At 34.4% G+C, this 13,710-nt stretch carries 16 protein-coding genes; 3 read left to right on the top strand and 13 right to left on the bottom strand.

Features of this window, described 5'->3' with window-relative positions; genetic code table 11:
• Positions 1–5 precede the first annotated feature (5 nt).
• A complete protein-coding gene (locus ABJF08_RS01970) occupies positions 6–638 on the top strand; it encodes a lipoprotein signal peptidase (protein WP_348114364.1) in 633 nt (210 codons plus the stop codon).
• Here the strand turns inward: ABJF08_RS01970 and ABJF08_RS01965 are convergent, their stop codons facing one another.
• The 8 genes from ABJF08_RS01965 to ABJF08_RS01930 form a co-directional block, all read right to left on the bottom strand.
• Positions 639–1,034 (bottom strand): response regulator, encoded by a 396-nt coding sequence (locus tag ABJF08_RS01965; RefSeq protein WP_348114363.1) that lies wholly within the window; start codon positions 1,032–1,034, stop codon positions 639–641. It lies immediately after the preceding gene.
• Between the two features lie 12 nt (positions 1,035–1,046).
• Positions 1,047–2,147, bottom strand: coding sequence for a HAMP domain-containing sensor histidine kinase (locus ABJF08_RS01960; protein ID WP_348114362.1), 1,101 nt, complete (start codon positions 2,145–2,147; stop codon positions 1,047–1,049).
• Between the two features lie 118 nt (positions 2,148–2,265).
• Positions 2,266–2,850: a 5-formyltetrahydrofolate cyclo-ligase gene (locus tag ABJF08_RS01955; protein ID WP_348114361.1), complete on the bottom strand. Its 585-nt coding sequence runs from the start codon at positions 2,848–2,850 to the stop codon at positions 2,266–2,268.
• A complete protein-coding gene (locus ABJF08_RS01950) occupies positions 2,840–3,799 on the bottom strand; it encodes a succinylglutamate desuccinylase/aspartoacylase family protein (protein WP_348114360.1) in 960 nt (319 codons plus the stop codon). The genes ABJF08_RS01955 and ABJF08_RS01950 overlap by 11 nt, the downstream gene beginning before the upstream one ends.
• Entirely contained in the window at positions 3,792–4,670 is an 879-nt protein-coding gene (gene rimK / locus ABJF08_RS01945; RefSeq protein ID WP_348114359.1) for a 30S ribosomal protein S6--L-glutamate ligase, read from the bottom strand. The genes ABJF08_RS01950 and rimK overlap by 8 nt, the downstream gene beginning before the upstream one ends.
• Positions 4,660–5,097 (bottom strand): RimK/LysX family protein, encoded by a 438-nt coding sequence (locus ABJF08_RS01940; protein ID WP_348114358.1) that lies wholly within the window; start codon positions 5,095–5,097, stop codon positions 4,660–4,662. Before ABJF08_RS01940 ends, rimK begins: the two co-directional genes overlap by 11 nt.
• Positions 5,098–5,285: 188 nt before the next feature.
• Positions 5,286–6,431 (bottom strand): PLP-dependent aspartate aminotransferase family protein, encoded by a 1,146-nt coding sequence (locus tag ABJF08_RS01935; RefSeq protein ID WP_348114357.1) that lies wholly within the window; start codon positions 6,429–6,431, stop codon positions 5,286–5,288.
• Between the two features lie 67 nt (positions 6,432–6,498).
• Positions 6,499–6,924 carry a DinB family protein gene (locus ABJF08_RS01930; RefSeq protein WP_348114356.1) on the bottom strand — a complete coding sequence of 142 codons (426 nt, stop codon included), beginning with the start codon at positions 6,922–6,924 and terminating at the stop codon, positions 6,499–6,501.
• Positions 6,925–7,084: 160 nt separating this feature from the next.
• On the opposite strand from ABJF08_RS01930, the gene ABJF08_RS01925 reads away from it, so the two are divergent.
• Positions 7,085–7,438, top strand: coding sequence for an ArsC/Spx/MgsR family protein (locus ABJF08_RS01925; protein WP_348114355.1), 354 nt, complete (start codon positions 7,085–7,087; stop codon positions 7,436–7,438).
• On the top strand, positions 7,439–8,326 hold the full coding sequence (locus ABJF08_RS01920) for a DMT family transporter (RefSeq protein WP_348114354.1): 888 nt from the start codon (positions 7,439–7,441) through the stop codon (positions 8,324–8,326).
• Here the strand turns inward: ABJF08_RS01920 and ABJF08_RS01915 are convergent, their stop codons facing one another.
• From ABJF08_RS01915 to ABJF08_RS01895, 5 genes are all read right to left on the bottom strand, one after another.
• Positions 8,327–8,761 (bottom strand): hypothetical protein, encoded by a 435-nt coding sequence (locus tag ABJF08_RS01915; RefSeq protein WP_348114353.1) that lies wholly within the window; start codon positions 8,759–8,761, stop codon positions 8,327–8,329.
• A gap of 129 nt (positions 8,762–8,890) precedes the next feature.
• Positions 8,891–9,367 carry an acyl-CoA thioesterase gene (locus tag ABJF08_RS01910; protein ID WP_348114352.1) on the bottom strand — a complete coding sequence of 159 codons (477 nt, stop codon included), beginning with the start codon at positions 9,365–9,367 and terminating at the stop codon, positions 8,891–8,893.
• A gap of 113 nt (positions 9,368–9,480) precedes the next feature.
• A complete protein-coding gene (locus tag ABJF08_RS01905; protein ID WP_348114351.1) occupies positions 9,481–10,797 on the bottom strand; it encodes a hypothetical protein in 1,317 nt (438 codons plus the stop codon).
• 101 nt (positions 10,798–10,898) lie between these two features.
• Complete coding sequence (locus ABJF08_RS01900) at positions 10,899–12,260, bottom strand: MATE family efflux transporter (RefSeq protein ID WP_348114350.1); 1,362 nt, start codon at positions 12,258–12,260, stop codon at positions 10,899–10,901.
• Between the two features lie 106 nt (positions 12,261–12,366).
• Positions 12,367–13,707 carry a hypothetical protein gene (locus tag ABJF08_RS01895; protein WP_348114349.1) on the bottom strand — a complete coding sequence of 447 codons (1,341 nt, stop codon included), beginning with the start codon at positions 13,705–13,707 and terminating at the stop codon, positions 12,367–12,369.
• Between the last annotated feature and the right edge of the window lie 3 nt (positions 13,708–13,710).

Raw genomic sequence — 13,710 nt, 5'->3', positions numbered from 1 at the left:
ATTAAATGAAATTAACAAAAGCTATACTCATTATACTATTGATCATTATAATTGATCAAGCTAGTAAAATTTATATAAAATTAAATTACACGTTAACGGATAGTACGAGTCCGGCCATAGTAGATTGGGGTAAATTTAAACTTCTTTTTTATGAAAACGCAGGTGCAGCTTGGGGTATGGAGATACCTGGTGATTATGGTAAGTTAATCTTAGTTATTTTTAGAATTTTTGCGGTTTTTGGGATAGGTTACTGGTTAGTGAGCAGTATTAAAAAGCACGGACACAAGATATTAATCTTATGTATTTCGTTAATTTTTGCAGGTGCATTTGGTAATATTATAGACTCTGTTTTTTACGGTGTTATCTTCTCTGGTAGTTATCACGGCGCAATAGCTACAGCATTTCCAGAAGCTGGTGGTTATGCAGGTCTAGGATATGGTCACGTAGTAGATATGTTATACTTTCCGCTATTTGAAGGAGACTGGCCACAATGGATGCCTTTTGTAGGAGGAGAGCACTTTAAATTCTTCAACGCTATATTCAACGTTGCTGATAGCGCCATTACAGTAGGTGTGCTTCTTCTAGTGATTTTTAGTAAAAAAGCATTTCCTGATACCGATAAGAAAAATGTAGCCTAATTAAACAGAAAATGCTGCTATCATAGCCTGCTTGTTGATAGGCTTTGTAATGAAGCTATTCACGATATCGTGACTATTTGCCTTAGCTACTTCTACAGGATTAATAGTAGAACTAACTACATTTATTTTTAAACCTTCTTCTTTTAATTTACCTGCATAAGTTTCCATTTCATCTAGAAACTCCCAACCGTCCATAACAGGCATATTAAGATCTAGCAAAACTACTTCAGGTAGTTCTGGATTTTGTTTACCCAACTGTTCTTCAAAAAATTTAAGAGCCAGTTTACCGTTCTCAAAAATAACTAACTCTTGTGCGAGTTCATTTTTTTTGATGAGCATTTTGATCAAACTGACATACAGTTTATCATCGTCTATTATACAAGCTTTCTTTACCAATTCTATTTTATCTTAAAATTTTACAGTAAACAAACTGCCTTTCCCTACTTCACTTACCACTGAGATATTACCACCCAGCGATTCTACTTGATTCTTTGTTAAAAATAAGCCTATTCCACGAGCATCTTCATTATCATGGAACGTTTTATACATATTAAAAATCTTAGCTCCATTTCTATCTAGATCTATACCGATACCATTATCTTGAAACATAAGTAATTTATTATTCCTTTTATTTTTAGTCTTTACATTAATTTTCAATGTCTTAGAACTATCTCGATACTTAATAGCGTTAGATAATAAGTTAGAAAAAATACTGCTTAAAAATGTCGGAACATAATCAACGTGACTAAGATTTGAAAAATCATATTTTAAAGATACATCAATCTCTTCTAATAATGACCTATGATCTTCTAAAACACTTTTAAAAACACTTTCTATATCCACTGGTTCCTTACTCTTCTCATGAGTATTAATAGTTACCACTTCATTTAAATGCTCTAGTGTCTCACTTAAGTTATTAGATATATCTGAGAGATAGCTTTTAAAAACTTTTTCATCCGTACCTACCAGTGGAGAGTTAAAAGTCTCTAAAGTTAGTTCAAGATTGCTAGAATGCACTCTTAAATTATGAGATACGATATGAGCAAAATGGACTAGCCGTTCATTTTGAATCTCTATTATTTTTGCTGTTTCTGCAAGCTCCTTGCCTTGTCTTATATATCGATCTATACTAGTAAAAACACCTCTTATACCGACTACCCTACCAGAAACATCATCATACAAAGGCTTACCAGTGGCGCGCATCCATATTTTCTGATCATTATGATCGATCATTTCCAGATCTTCCACAAATTCAGATCCTTTTATACAGTTTTGAAAATGTATCCATATTGATTTAAAATCGACAAACAAATTTAATGCAGTTTGAAAATTCACATTATAATCGCTCGGTAAACTCAACACACTTCTACCCATATCGTCTACAAAACAACAACCGGTTTCTAAGTTTGCACTATAAGAACCTGTGGCGGTAAAAAGAGCTGTTTCTTTTAAAAAGTAATCTTTGTCTTGCAATTTTTGTTGCAAGTTTTTTTCAGGAGTGATTTTCATCGTTTAAGGGGAACGTTAACATAAAATCACCAATTAGTAAAAGACTAAAATGGTAACATTTGTGAAAATAATAAATAAATGTTAACATTTTGTATTTAATTTATTTGACTTTAATCAATCAAATATGACTTTCAACTATTTTAAATGCATTTTGACCTGTTAAAACGTAATCTAACTTGATATCGTTGCTATTTACATCTATTTCGTTATCCAAAGGTTCAAAGAAAGATAGACCTATTTTAACAGCATTTGTCTTACATTTCCTTAAAAACCTGTCATAAAACCCTTTTCCATAGCCTACCCTATTACCAAATTTGTCTACTGCTAATAATGGAATGAATACAACATCTAATTGCTGCTCATTAATAGGTATTCCATTTTCATCTGGTTCTGGAATTCCATATTCATTATTTACAATCTTGGTTTGGTCTGTTAACAGGTAATGGGACATTGAGAAATCATCAAAATTTGATTTAGAAATCACTATGTTTTTATCTTTCCCTTGAAGTATGTGCAACAAGTATTCTGTATTTACCTCTTTATGACGTTCTATGGGAAGAAAAATATGATAATTAGAATATTGCCAGATATCAAGCTTTAGTGCTTGATTTGCTATTTGTAAACTATACTCTTCTACCTGATCTGAACTAAGTGCTCGCCTTAGTTGAGAGTACCTTTTTCTAAGTTCTTTTTTACTCTTCATCTTTAGAGATATGAAAAATTGCATCTCCTTGATATACAAGTGGACTATAATTTACATTAATTACATAACCAGCATGAGGCGCTTTTACTTTGTATCTTAATTCTCCATATGGATCTGTGATAACAGCAATAAACTCATCCTTTTCTACTTTTTTACCACACTCTACCTTGGGGTGCAGTAGACCAGAATATTTTGCCCTTATCCATTTAGAGTCAGTAATAATAACAGATTCTTTATCTACCACTGGAACTTCAATACTTGGGTCTAACATCTTTAAATAATCTAAAACCCTAATTGCTCCATTTACAGCTGTAGAAACTATTTTTTTATCACTATGGCTAGACATACCTCCTTCAAAAAGCAAGTATTTCTTATCTAGACCAGAGCATGTCGCTCTAAACGTCTTTTTAATATTGCTAGCATGCATCAAGAATGGCGCATTAAATACCTTTGCTAGATCCCAAGATTCTACCTCTAACTGAGACACTCGCAAATGAGGCGCATTAAAACGCTGTGCTCCACCAGTGTGAAAATCCATTACTAAATCTACGAGCGGTAATATCCCTTTTGTAATCTGATGAGCAAACCTACTAGCTAGTGCACCAGATTTAGCTCCTGGAAAAACCCTATTTAAATCTCTACCATCTGGAAATTCTCTTTGATTATTTAAAAAGCCAAAAACATTTAAAACTGGTATCGCGATTATGGTACCTATTGCTGGCTTATTGATTTTCTTAGAAATCATCTGGCGCACCACCTCGATACCGTTGATCTCATCACCATGTATACCACCAGTAATGAGCACTACAGGACCAGCTTTTTTACTACGGTTAATAATAACAGGCACCTCTATACTAGTAGACGTATAAAGTTTTGCCATATTAAAATTGAGCTTGTAACTTTTACCTGGCTCAATAACCGTATCAAAAATCTTAATTTCTTTAAGCATTTACACCTTTCTCTATATATTTAATAATTTCACCTGCGATGTTCTTATTGGTAGCCTTTTCTATACCTTCTAGTCCAGGAGAACTATTCACCTCTAGCACTAAAGGTCCGCGACTACTTTGTAATAAATCTACACCACAAACTCCTAGGCCTAGAGATTTTGCAGCATTTATAGCTGTTTCTTCTTCTAGTTTTGATAACGTAATGCTCTTTGCGGTACCACCACGATGTAGGTTAGATCTAAATTCGCCCTCTTGTGCTTGTCTCTTCATAGCTCCTACTACCTTATCACCGACTACAAAAGCACGCAAGTCTGCTCCGCCAGCTTCTTTAATAAACTCTTGAATAATTACACGAGTTTTTAATTCATTATTGGCGTCAATAATAGCATCTGCCGCTTCAATAGTTTCTGCTAGATTCACCCCTATACCTTGTGTCCCTTCTAGAACCTTTATAACTACCGGTGGTCCATCTACACGTTTACAAATATCATCAGTATGCTCGCCAAAGTTGGTAAATACCGTCTTAGGCATATCCACACCACTTCTAGAAAGTAATTGCAGGCTTTGTAATTTATCCCTACTTCTTACCAGTGCCATGGAGCTTACCGTCGTGAAACAACCCATCATCTCAAATTGCCTTACGATAGCCGTACCATAAAAAGTAATACTAGCACCTACACGAGGTATGATAGCATCTGGTGTAACGAGACGTTCCCCATAATAATATACCGTAGGTTTTTGTTTTTCTAGTTTAATATCACAATGGAGTACATTTATTGCTTTTGCGATATGTCCAGCTTTTCTAGCTTCTTCTATCAGTCTTTTGGTACTGTAGAGACTGGTACTACGAGATAATATATTAATCTTCATGTTGTGATTGTAAATATGAAACATCCTGCAACTCAGGATCTACTATAAATCTAGGGGAAAGAAATTTACGGCCTATTAAAACTGGATACCTCATTTCTTCACGATTGCTTAAAGTTAAAGAAATTTTATAGAGTTTCTTAAAAAGTCTGATATTTCCCTGAACTTCATATCTCATATCGACACTACCATTGCTACTGCGTACACTAGTAACTTTATATTCTTCAAAACTTAATCGCTTACCATGATATAGTTCATGCTCCACATCTAGAAGAGTGGCATGTAAAACACCATTTATTTCTTCTATATCCTTACAGTGAATACTACTGGTATATGCACCTGTATCAATTTTGATATCAATCCCTTCTATCTGTAATTTAGGGAAATCTGCACGGTCTGTGCGACCTATGATTATTTTTTTTGTTGTCAATTTTGCGTTTAATTATAAAACAAAGATGCATTATTCTTAAACGATTTAATACGTGCAAATCATAAATTATGAGACATCTTTTAAGAGGTGTTCTGCTTTCGCGAAAGCGAGAAAACATCAAACCTTATTTATTAAAAAAGCAAATACATTACACCTAAGAACAGGGCCATTAACACAGGACATATTCTTTATGAAGTCAGTGCCTGATTAAGATCTTCTAATAAATCATCTATATCTTCTATTCCCACACTTAATCGGATCAATGAATCTACGATACCAGTTTTCTCGCGATCTTCTTTAGGTATACTAGCATGTGTCATACTCGCAGGATGCCCAGCTAGAGACTCTACACCACCTAAGGATTCTCCTAGTGTAAACACTTTAAAATTTTCCACCACTTTTACTGCACTTTCTAGTGTACCAGCTTTTGTACTAAAGGAAACCATGCCACCGTAATCTTTCATTTGCTTTTTAGCAATTTCATGATTGGGATGATTTTCAAAACCTGGCCAGTAAACTTTATCTACATTAGGATTTGATTTTAAAGCCTGCGCAACAGCCTTACCATTTTCACAATGACGTTGCATACGTACATGAAGTGTTTTTATACCTCGCAATACTAAAAAACAATCTTGTGGTCCTGGGACAGCGCCACTTGCATTCTGTATAAAGTACAATCTCTTAGCCAGCGTTACATCATTTACAACTAGAGAACCCATAACAACATCGCTATGACCACCTAAATATTTAGTAGCGCTATGCATAATAATATCTGCACCTAAATCTAATGGCTGCTGTAAATATGGTGTTGCAAATGTGTTATCTACTGCTAGGAGTAATTGATCTTTTTTAGATATTCTTGAAACGGCTTCTATATCTATAATATTCATCATAGGGTTAGTAGGCGTTTCTACCCAAATAAGTTTTGTGTTTTCATTGATATGCTTCTCAATGTCGGCAGCGTTCTCCATTCCCACAAAATGAAATTTGATACCGAAATCTTGAAAAATCTGTGTAAATAATCGATAAGAGCCACCATATAAATCGCTGGTAGAAATCACCTCATCACCAGATTTTAATAATTTAAGCACCGCATCAATAGCAGCAAGACCAGAACCGAAAGCAATACCATAAGCACCATTCTCTAAACTAGCCATAGACTTTTCTAAAGCATCTCGAGTAGGGTTACCACTACGTGAGTATTCAAAACCTTTATGTCCATGAGGCGTACTTTGTTTAAAAGTAGTGGTTTGATAAATAGGTGGCATTACAGAATTATAGGCTGGATCTATATTCTCCTGACCGCCGTGAATGGTTTTGGTATTAAATTTCATATCCTTTTTTTTCTATGGTATAAAGGTAAAAGCTAGTTTTAAAAACGGCTTACCTTTTAAAATTTATTTAATTACTCTTAATCGCTTTTCTAATAGCAAGAGCATAACCTAGATGTATACCTTCATGAATATTATTCATGCTCAACGCCTCTTCTACATTGCGCATTTTATAACCAGTCCCGGTGGTGTATTCCTTAAACTCTTTAAAAACACCATTTTCATAGTCTTTTTTAGTTTTTTCAATAAGATCTACTAGCATGACCTTGTACTCTTCTACCTGCTCCTTACTCACCTCACCATCTGGTGTTGTCCCGTTACCGTATTTATCTGCCAGTTCTTTAGACACAGATTTTTCTAAACCTGAAAGTCCATAAACCAGACCTTGTTGCGCTGTGATGCTGTGTACAATATTCCAGATGATATTGTTTCTAAAACCTTCTGGAATCAGATTTAATTCATCTATGGTAAGCTGGTCTAAGAGGCTAATAAACATATTCCTAGTGGTCAAATTATGTTCAAATAAGTGATTCATATGATTTTGTATTTTAATTATGGTTGATTTTATTCCGCTTTCGCGAAAGCGAAACCAGCATAATAATTAATATTAAGGCTAAAGATATTCCTTATCAAAAAAGCTATCGTAATTTTGCGATATGAAAAATCTATTCATTTATCTAGATAGCTGTAATACCTGTCAACGCATTAAGGGTGAGTTAGAACTTACTGACGACATCGCTTTACAAAACACTAAAGAAGAGCCTGTAACTATAGATCAGGTTGAATTTTTAAAAGAACAAGCTGGCTCTTATGAGGCACTTTTTAATAGAAGAGCGCAATTATACAGAGGTCGCGGTCTTCATGAAAAAGACCTAACAGAAGAGGATTATAAAAACCTTTTATTGGATCATTATACGTTCATAAAAAGACCGATTCTTATACATAATAACCAAGCTTATATAGGAAATTCTAAGAAAGTAGTTGCTGCTGCGCAAGAGGCTCTATCTTAAATGAGTAAAAGAACGGTTGCTATTATTTGTGGCTTTTTAGTAGCATTATTTTATGCTTATAACTTTACAGCTGCAAAGGAAGTTACTCCAGAGCATGTAGGCCCTTTCGGTCTTGCATGGTATAGAGTTGTAGCTACTTGTGTAATATTCTGGGGTATTTCCCTATTTGCTAAGTCCAAAGAAAAAATACCTTATCAAGAATTACCACTTATTGCTCTAGCAGCTTTTTGTGGTGTAGGTTTTAATATGGTCACCTTTATGTGGGGTCTGTCATTAACGTCTCCCATAAGCGCATCTGTTTTAATGGTGAGTACACCTATAATTGTGCTGGTATTGAGCGCTCTTTTTTTAAAAGAACGGCTGCATACTCTACGTATAATAGGTATTCTTATAGGTTTTTCTGGCGCAGCGCTTTTAACGTTACTTTCTACAGGAGAAGGAGCAGAGGCAAAAGATCCATTTTTAGGCAATATACTAGTTCTGATAAACGCCATTTCTTATGGCATCTATATTTTAATAGCCAAAAGGTTAACTGCAAAGTATGAAGTCTTCACGCTTATGAAGTGGTTGTATTTTTTTGGTGTTTTAATTATCACACCTTTCGGCATCTCTCAGGGATTAGAATTTGAATTCACAACCGCAAGCACGGAAACTTTACTGAATATAGGTTATGTGGTCATTTTTGCTACGTTTGGGACCTATATGCTCAATATTATAGCTATAAGAACATTAAAGCCCAGCGTAGTTGCTGTGTTTATTTATTTACAACCTTTACTAGCGACTCTTATAGCTGTAGGACTGGATAAAGATGTGATTACATGGCAAAAACTCGTTGCTGGCTTATTGATATTTACAGGCGTATTTTTAACAGGAATAAAGAGAAAGTAATTATTTCTTTTTCTTCACCTCGTCTATCTCATTAATTTCGGCAGCCCACTGTATACCTTCTAACGTACTGGCAAAGGTTTTAAAACGTGTGCGTATAAAAATTGATTCAAATATCGCGTTTTTGCGCCCTACACTTGAATTTACGACTATACCATACCCCTTTAATCTAAATGCGTACATTGTATATTTGAGCCAATCTACTGGTTTAACATTGTAGTTATTAATACGGTTAGATAGATATACGGTTTCTTTACCCTTAGTATTATAATATTGTGACACCTCATCGATGACAATTTTTGCATAATCCCAGGAGAAATCTACACCTTCTTTTATTTCTGACACAACGAAGCCTTCAAAGAAATAGAAGTCACCAAAATGGTAATTTAATTCCTTTAAAACTTCACTGTAGAAAATAGTATCTTTTATAGATATCATAGGATAAATATAAAAATAGTCGAATTTTAACGGAAAAAAGAAAATCTATTCAATTGATTAATAGATATAATACATATTTAACACTTTAAATACACTTATTAGCATTAAAAATTAACTTTAGTCAATTAATTAACTAAGATCTATAGCAAACTGCCCATGAGCTCTCGTATCTGATTTTTGTAATATTTTAAAATCTGCTGATCTAGGAAAGTTTTTAATTTTATCGTGTAATTCTGGGTGCAAGGCAGTGATTTTACGTTCCCTTAAATTCATCCAGGCACCTGTCATTAGACCACGTGCTACATTGCGACCTTTATAATCGTAAAAATTATGTACAAAGCTGAATAGACTGCCGTCTTCACTCATACCAGTTACCTCACAACTTACTGTAATAGGCTTACCTTGATGTATCTCTTTAAAATAAAATATATTTTCATTAAAAATAACTGGTCCAGTTTCATATTGAGCCATTTCTCTATGACCAAAGTCGTTCTCAATTAAAAACGCCATACGTGTATGACTCATGAAATTCTGATAAGCACTATTTGCCATGTGTCTATTAGCATCTAGATCGCTCCATCTTACATCAAATTCTTTGGTATACATAAAACCTTATTTTTAAGTAAAGATATTATATGCGCGCATAGTAAAGAAAGGGTTTAAATAAAATTTAATTATTCCGCTTTCGCGAAAGCGGAAACCACAACCGTCTCTTACTCTTATAATTTAATTTTAAGGTCATTTCCTATCCTATAGATATCACCTACTTGTAGAGATGTATTTGCAGCAGCGTCTGCATCACTAGCAAAATCAGGGATACCAGTAAAATTAATGTTAGTAGCTTTAATAGTACCGTTTACTTCTAACTTCTCTGTAAGTCCAGTAAGTGTTCCTATTCCCACATTCCCATTATCATCTATAATCATTCTATCACTCAATGTTCTAGTACCGTCGGTAGTGGTGGCAAAAACTATTCTGCCAGGCATATCATCTACACCAGTGTTAGCTGTTGATGTAACTCCTAATTTTATCGCACTTGCTGTAATATAATTAGTACCGTCATATCCTTGAGCTTCCATATTAAAGATATTGGCATTTGTTTTTAAACCGATGCTTCTAGGGGTTGTTCTTGTACCAGTAGAACTTCTTATATGAAAAGAGGTAATATTGCTGCCGTGGCTATACACATCTACATCACCATCCCATCCATTTCCATTATTACCATGTATTTCTAGAGCCTCGATAGGTGCGGTAGTATTTATACCTACCTTACCGTCATAGGTAATTCTCATTTTTTCACCTAAAATACCTGGAGAAGTTGTGTTGAATCTAAAATCTCCTGGTATAACAGTACTTGTTCCATCCCAGGATGGATCTACTCCTTGCATTAAGAAAGAAGAAAGAACATAGTCAGTTCCATTGTAAGGCAAAGAATAATAAGCCGTTACATGATCGTCAGGCTGTACACTTAATGGTGTCGCAATATCTCCACGTGATTTATGTCCTAGGAAGCCGAAAGCCGCTCCATTAGGTATATTAGAGTAGTTTGCTATATCTCCATTATACACTTGTATTTTACGAGACCCACCGTTATCATTATTGGTCGTTACTTGATCAATAATTAATTGACTTTCATCTGTGATATAAACATTATTATTAGGACGATCAGTAACTCCATCACTTAATTTATCGATCTCTATACGGTTATTAGTAGGATTTGCTTTCCATATATCTTCATTATCATCTGCTACTAATATTCTAAGCCATTTATCAACGCCATTCCAATAATAAAAAGCAGGAACCACATCATTTCTAGTAATAGTGTTGTAGACCATAGTTGATTTTACTAAAGAAGTTCCATCTGGGTTTACTACGGTAACAATATCTGCAGTGTCTACTAATTCTACTCTAGGAATCAATATACCTTGATTAGTAGAGGCAACATCTAAAGAAGCTTGTGGTAAATCTGTATTTAATCCTACTTGAGCAAAGCCTATTGTAGAAATCATTAAAAAGCAAAGTATTAACTTGAGCATTTGTTAAATTTTGCTGCAAAAAAGCGAAGAATAAATGGAATAACATTTGATTTTACAAAAATATTATTTAACGGTATAAAATAACCGATTAACAACCTATTTTACTCTTCTTGAGTGCTTTTCAACCTTTTCATTGCAAGCCATAAATACCACGCAGTGATTATAGTAGAGAGAAAATCTGCAATGGGAAAACTAATCCACACACCAAATTCACCATATAAATTAGGTAGAATTAATAGCAATGGAATAAGAATAATAGCCATTCTCAAAAGTGTCAATAGTAAAGCAGGAATTGCTTTACCTATGGCTTGATAATAAGCTGAACCTATTAACTGAATGGAGATAATAGGAACTGATAGAAATACCAGTCTCATAGCAAATGATGCTTGCTCTATCACTTTAGGGTTATCTGTAAAAACATCGGCAATTTGATAGGTTAAAAAGAAAAGCCCTAAAAATATTAGAACACCTAACCCACAAGATATTTTAATAGAGGTATAAGTAACCTCACGCACTCTATCCCATAATTTTGCTCCATAGTTATATCCTGCTATAGGTAGAAACCCTTGTGTAACACCCATAACTGGAAATAAGGCAAATACCATCATACTACCTATAATACGGAATACCGCGACACCATCTGCACCACTTAGTTCGAACAGAATATTATTCATAATTAGGAAGATAAAACTTGAAGTAGCTTGCCTAGCAAGTGTTACAAAACCTAAACTACCCACTTCTTTAAGAATTAACCAGTCTGGTAATAAGTCTTTAAGTGTACAAATCAATTCACTTTTTCCCGATATGAAAAACTGTAATACATATGCAAAACATAAAAAATAACTAACAGTAGTGGCCCATGCAGCACCAGCCATTCCCATGTTTAACCTATTAATAAAAATATAATCTAGTATTAAGTTACCTATAGATGGAATAAGCATCGCGATCATAGCGTGCTTAGGAGCACCTTCTGCACGTATCACATTATTACCCATCATGCACAATGCAAGAATAGGTATTCCATAAAAAACAATTTGGTAATAAACTTTAGCAGGTTCAAAAAGAGCACCTCTACCACCGAATGCTGGCACTAAAGAATCTACAAATAGTAATCCAAAAACTGTCATTAATAAAGTAATAACCACAGTAAGGGATAACATATTTCCAAAGGTGCGTCGTGCTTTATCCATACGGTCTGCACCGAGAGCTCTAGATATGATACTAGATCCACCTATACCTATAGCCATTCCTAATGCTGCTACAAAAAACGAGATAGGTAATACAACTCCTATTGCTGCGAGAGCATCAGAATTTATCCAATTACCGACAAATATGCTGTCCACCAGTATATTAAGAGACATTACTAAAATACCTATTGACGCAGGAACTGCCTGCTTAATTAATAGACTGGTTATAGTTTCTGTTCCTAAAAGTTGAGATTTACTACCTGATTTTATAGACATAAGATGTAAAAGTACTCTAGTATAACTGTTTTACCTATTTAACTGCAAAAAGGCTTCTCAAATTAATGAAAAGCCTTTTTGTAAGTAAAAACTAAATATTTATAAATTAAAAGGTACCTATAAAATGGCTTCCTTCAACATTTACTAGTTCAGCTCCTTTAGTAACGGCACCTGATTCTGTGTCTATAACATAAATATTTCCATTCTGACCAACAGGAGCCTGAGTTACATATACATCTGTACCATCCACTACAAATCCTTGATACTGGAATAAATAAAAATCTTCATGATAAGGAATAGCATCAATTTTTTGTGCAGTTCTTGCGTTTAAATCTGCGAGTGCAAAGAAACCTTGAGCACCTGCAGCACCTTCTAGAGATCCAGAATGGCGGTATGCTATTACAGCTTTCCCATTTCCAGCAGGTCTCCATGCTAGAATGTATGCGTCATTTATTCCTAGAGCATCGTCTAGATTAAAATCATATGAATTATCATATTGATTATTTGAATCTATCTTTAAAATATGAGAGCCCTCTGGATCACTTTGGTTAGCTTGATAAACGCTTCCATTATACAAGAATGCATTTATACTACGATATCCATTAGTATTACCATGACCTATAGTTGAGCTTATAACTGATGGATTTAATAATGAAGGGTAATCTAGCACTATAGTTTTAGAGCCTAAAACAGCGTAACCGCTATCACTTTCGGCAGTTGCAGGATTTAATTTACTTAAACGCGCGCCTATATATAATTTATCTCCAGCATCATTTAATACAGGCATATCAATTCTAGATATATAATAACCAGCTGCTTCTTCTTGTGCACTTAAAGCAACACTATGTTCTTGAAAATTATTGATTAATGAATTTTGCAAGTCCAAAGTTACCACACCTATAGTAGCATCAGTCCTAGTATAATCTCCATTTACATCAAATTCATTTTCGTTAGATACATAAACCGCAGCACCTGTTTGATCTCCATCAAATAATTTCACCCATCTAGGTGCTGTCCCCACATATGGTGCTATACTTATTTCAGAGCCAGTTGGTGTAAAATTCTGACCTCCTCCTACAGTATATTTACTATAATTCCCTCCTGTATCACCAGCATAGCTAATGTTGAAAATAGTACTACCGTCTTCAGAAGACTGTAATCTAGCTGTTCTGTTAGACGGAGCGATAAATCCATTTTCAAAAGGTGCAATAGAAACATCAGGGTTTATAGCCTCTTCTTTACTAACTGAGTAAATTAATGTACCACCATTACCATCTCCAGGATTTTCTCCCATTCTCGCACCAGCTACAGTTATCCATCTAGAATCAGTATTAGGACCTGATTCTAGAGAACCTTCATTATCATCGTCACTAGAACATGAGTTTAAAGAGCTTATAATTAATGCTATTGCAATTAAATATTTAAATTTTGAAAAAGTAGAATTCATTTT

This window comes from Nonlabens sp. (genome assembly GCF_039941875.1).
Taxonomy (GTDB): Bacteria; Bacteroidota; Bacteroidia; order Flavobacteriales; family Flavobacteriaceae; genus Nonlabens.
Note: the sequence above shows the minus strand (reverse complement) of the source record. Positions and strands in the feature narration are given on the sequence as shown.

Bases quoted from the DNA above. Each gene is read 5' to 3' on its own strand.
- ABJF08_RS01915 (WP_348114353.1), bottom strand. From the start codon at position 8,761: ATGATATCTATAAAAGATACTATTTTCTACAGTGAAGTTTTAAAGGAA.
- ABJF08_RS01960 (WP_348114362.1), bottom strand. From the start codon at position 2,147: ATGAAAATCACTCCTGAAAAAAACTTGCAACAAAAATTGCAAGACAAA.
- ABJF08_RS01950 (WP_348114360.1), bottom strand. From the start codon at position 3,799: ATGCTTAAAGAAATTAAGATTTTTGATACGGTTATTGAGCCAGGTAAA.
- ABJF08_RS01955 (WP_348114361.1), bottom strand. From the start codon at position 2,850: ATGAAGAGTAAAAAAGAACTTAGAAAAAGGTACTCTCAACTAAGGCGA.
- ABJF08_RS01910 (WP_348114352.1), bottom strand. From the start codon at position 9,367: ATGTATACCAAAGAATTTGATGTAAGATGGAGCGATCTAGATGCTAAT.
- rimK (WP_348114359.1), bottom strand. From the start codon at position 4,670: ATGAAGATTAATATATTATCTCGTAGTACCAGTCTCTACAGTACCAAA.
- ABJF08_RS01900 (WP_348114350.1), bottom strand. From the start codon at position 12,260: ATGTCTATAAAATCAGGTAGTAAATCTCAACTTTTAGGAACAGAAACT.
- ABJF08_RS01935 (WP_348114357.1), bottom strand. From the start codon at position 6,431: ATGAAATTTAATACCAAAACCATTCACGGCGGTCAGGAGAATATAGAT.
- ABJF08_RS01970 (WP_348114364.1), top strand. From the start codon at position 6: ATGAAATTAACAAAAGCTATACTCATTATACTATTGATCATTATAATT.
- ABJF08_RS01920 (WP_348114354.1), top strand. From the start codon at position 7,439: ATGAGTAAAAGAACGGTTGCTATTATTTGTGGCTTTTTAGTAGCATTA.
- ABJF08_RS01925 (WP_348114355.1), top strand. From the start codon at position 7,085: ATGAAAAATCTATTCATTTATCTAGATAGCTGTAATACCTGTCAACGC.
- ABJF08_RS01905 (WP_348114351.1), bottom strand. From the start codon at position 10,797: ATGCTCAAGTTAATACTTTGCTTTTTAATGATTTCTACAATAGGCTTT.
- ABJF08_RS01930 (WP_348114356.1), bottom strand. From the start codon at position 6,924: ATGTTTATTAGCCTCTTAGACCAGCTTACCATAGATGAATTAAATCTG.
- ABJF08_RS01895 (WP_348114349.1), bottom strand. From the start codon at position 13,707: ATGAATTCTACTTTTTCAAAATTTAAATATTTAATTGCAATAGCATTA.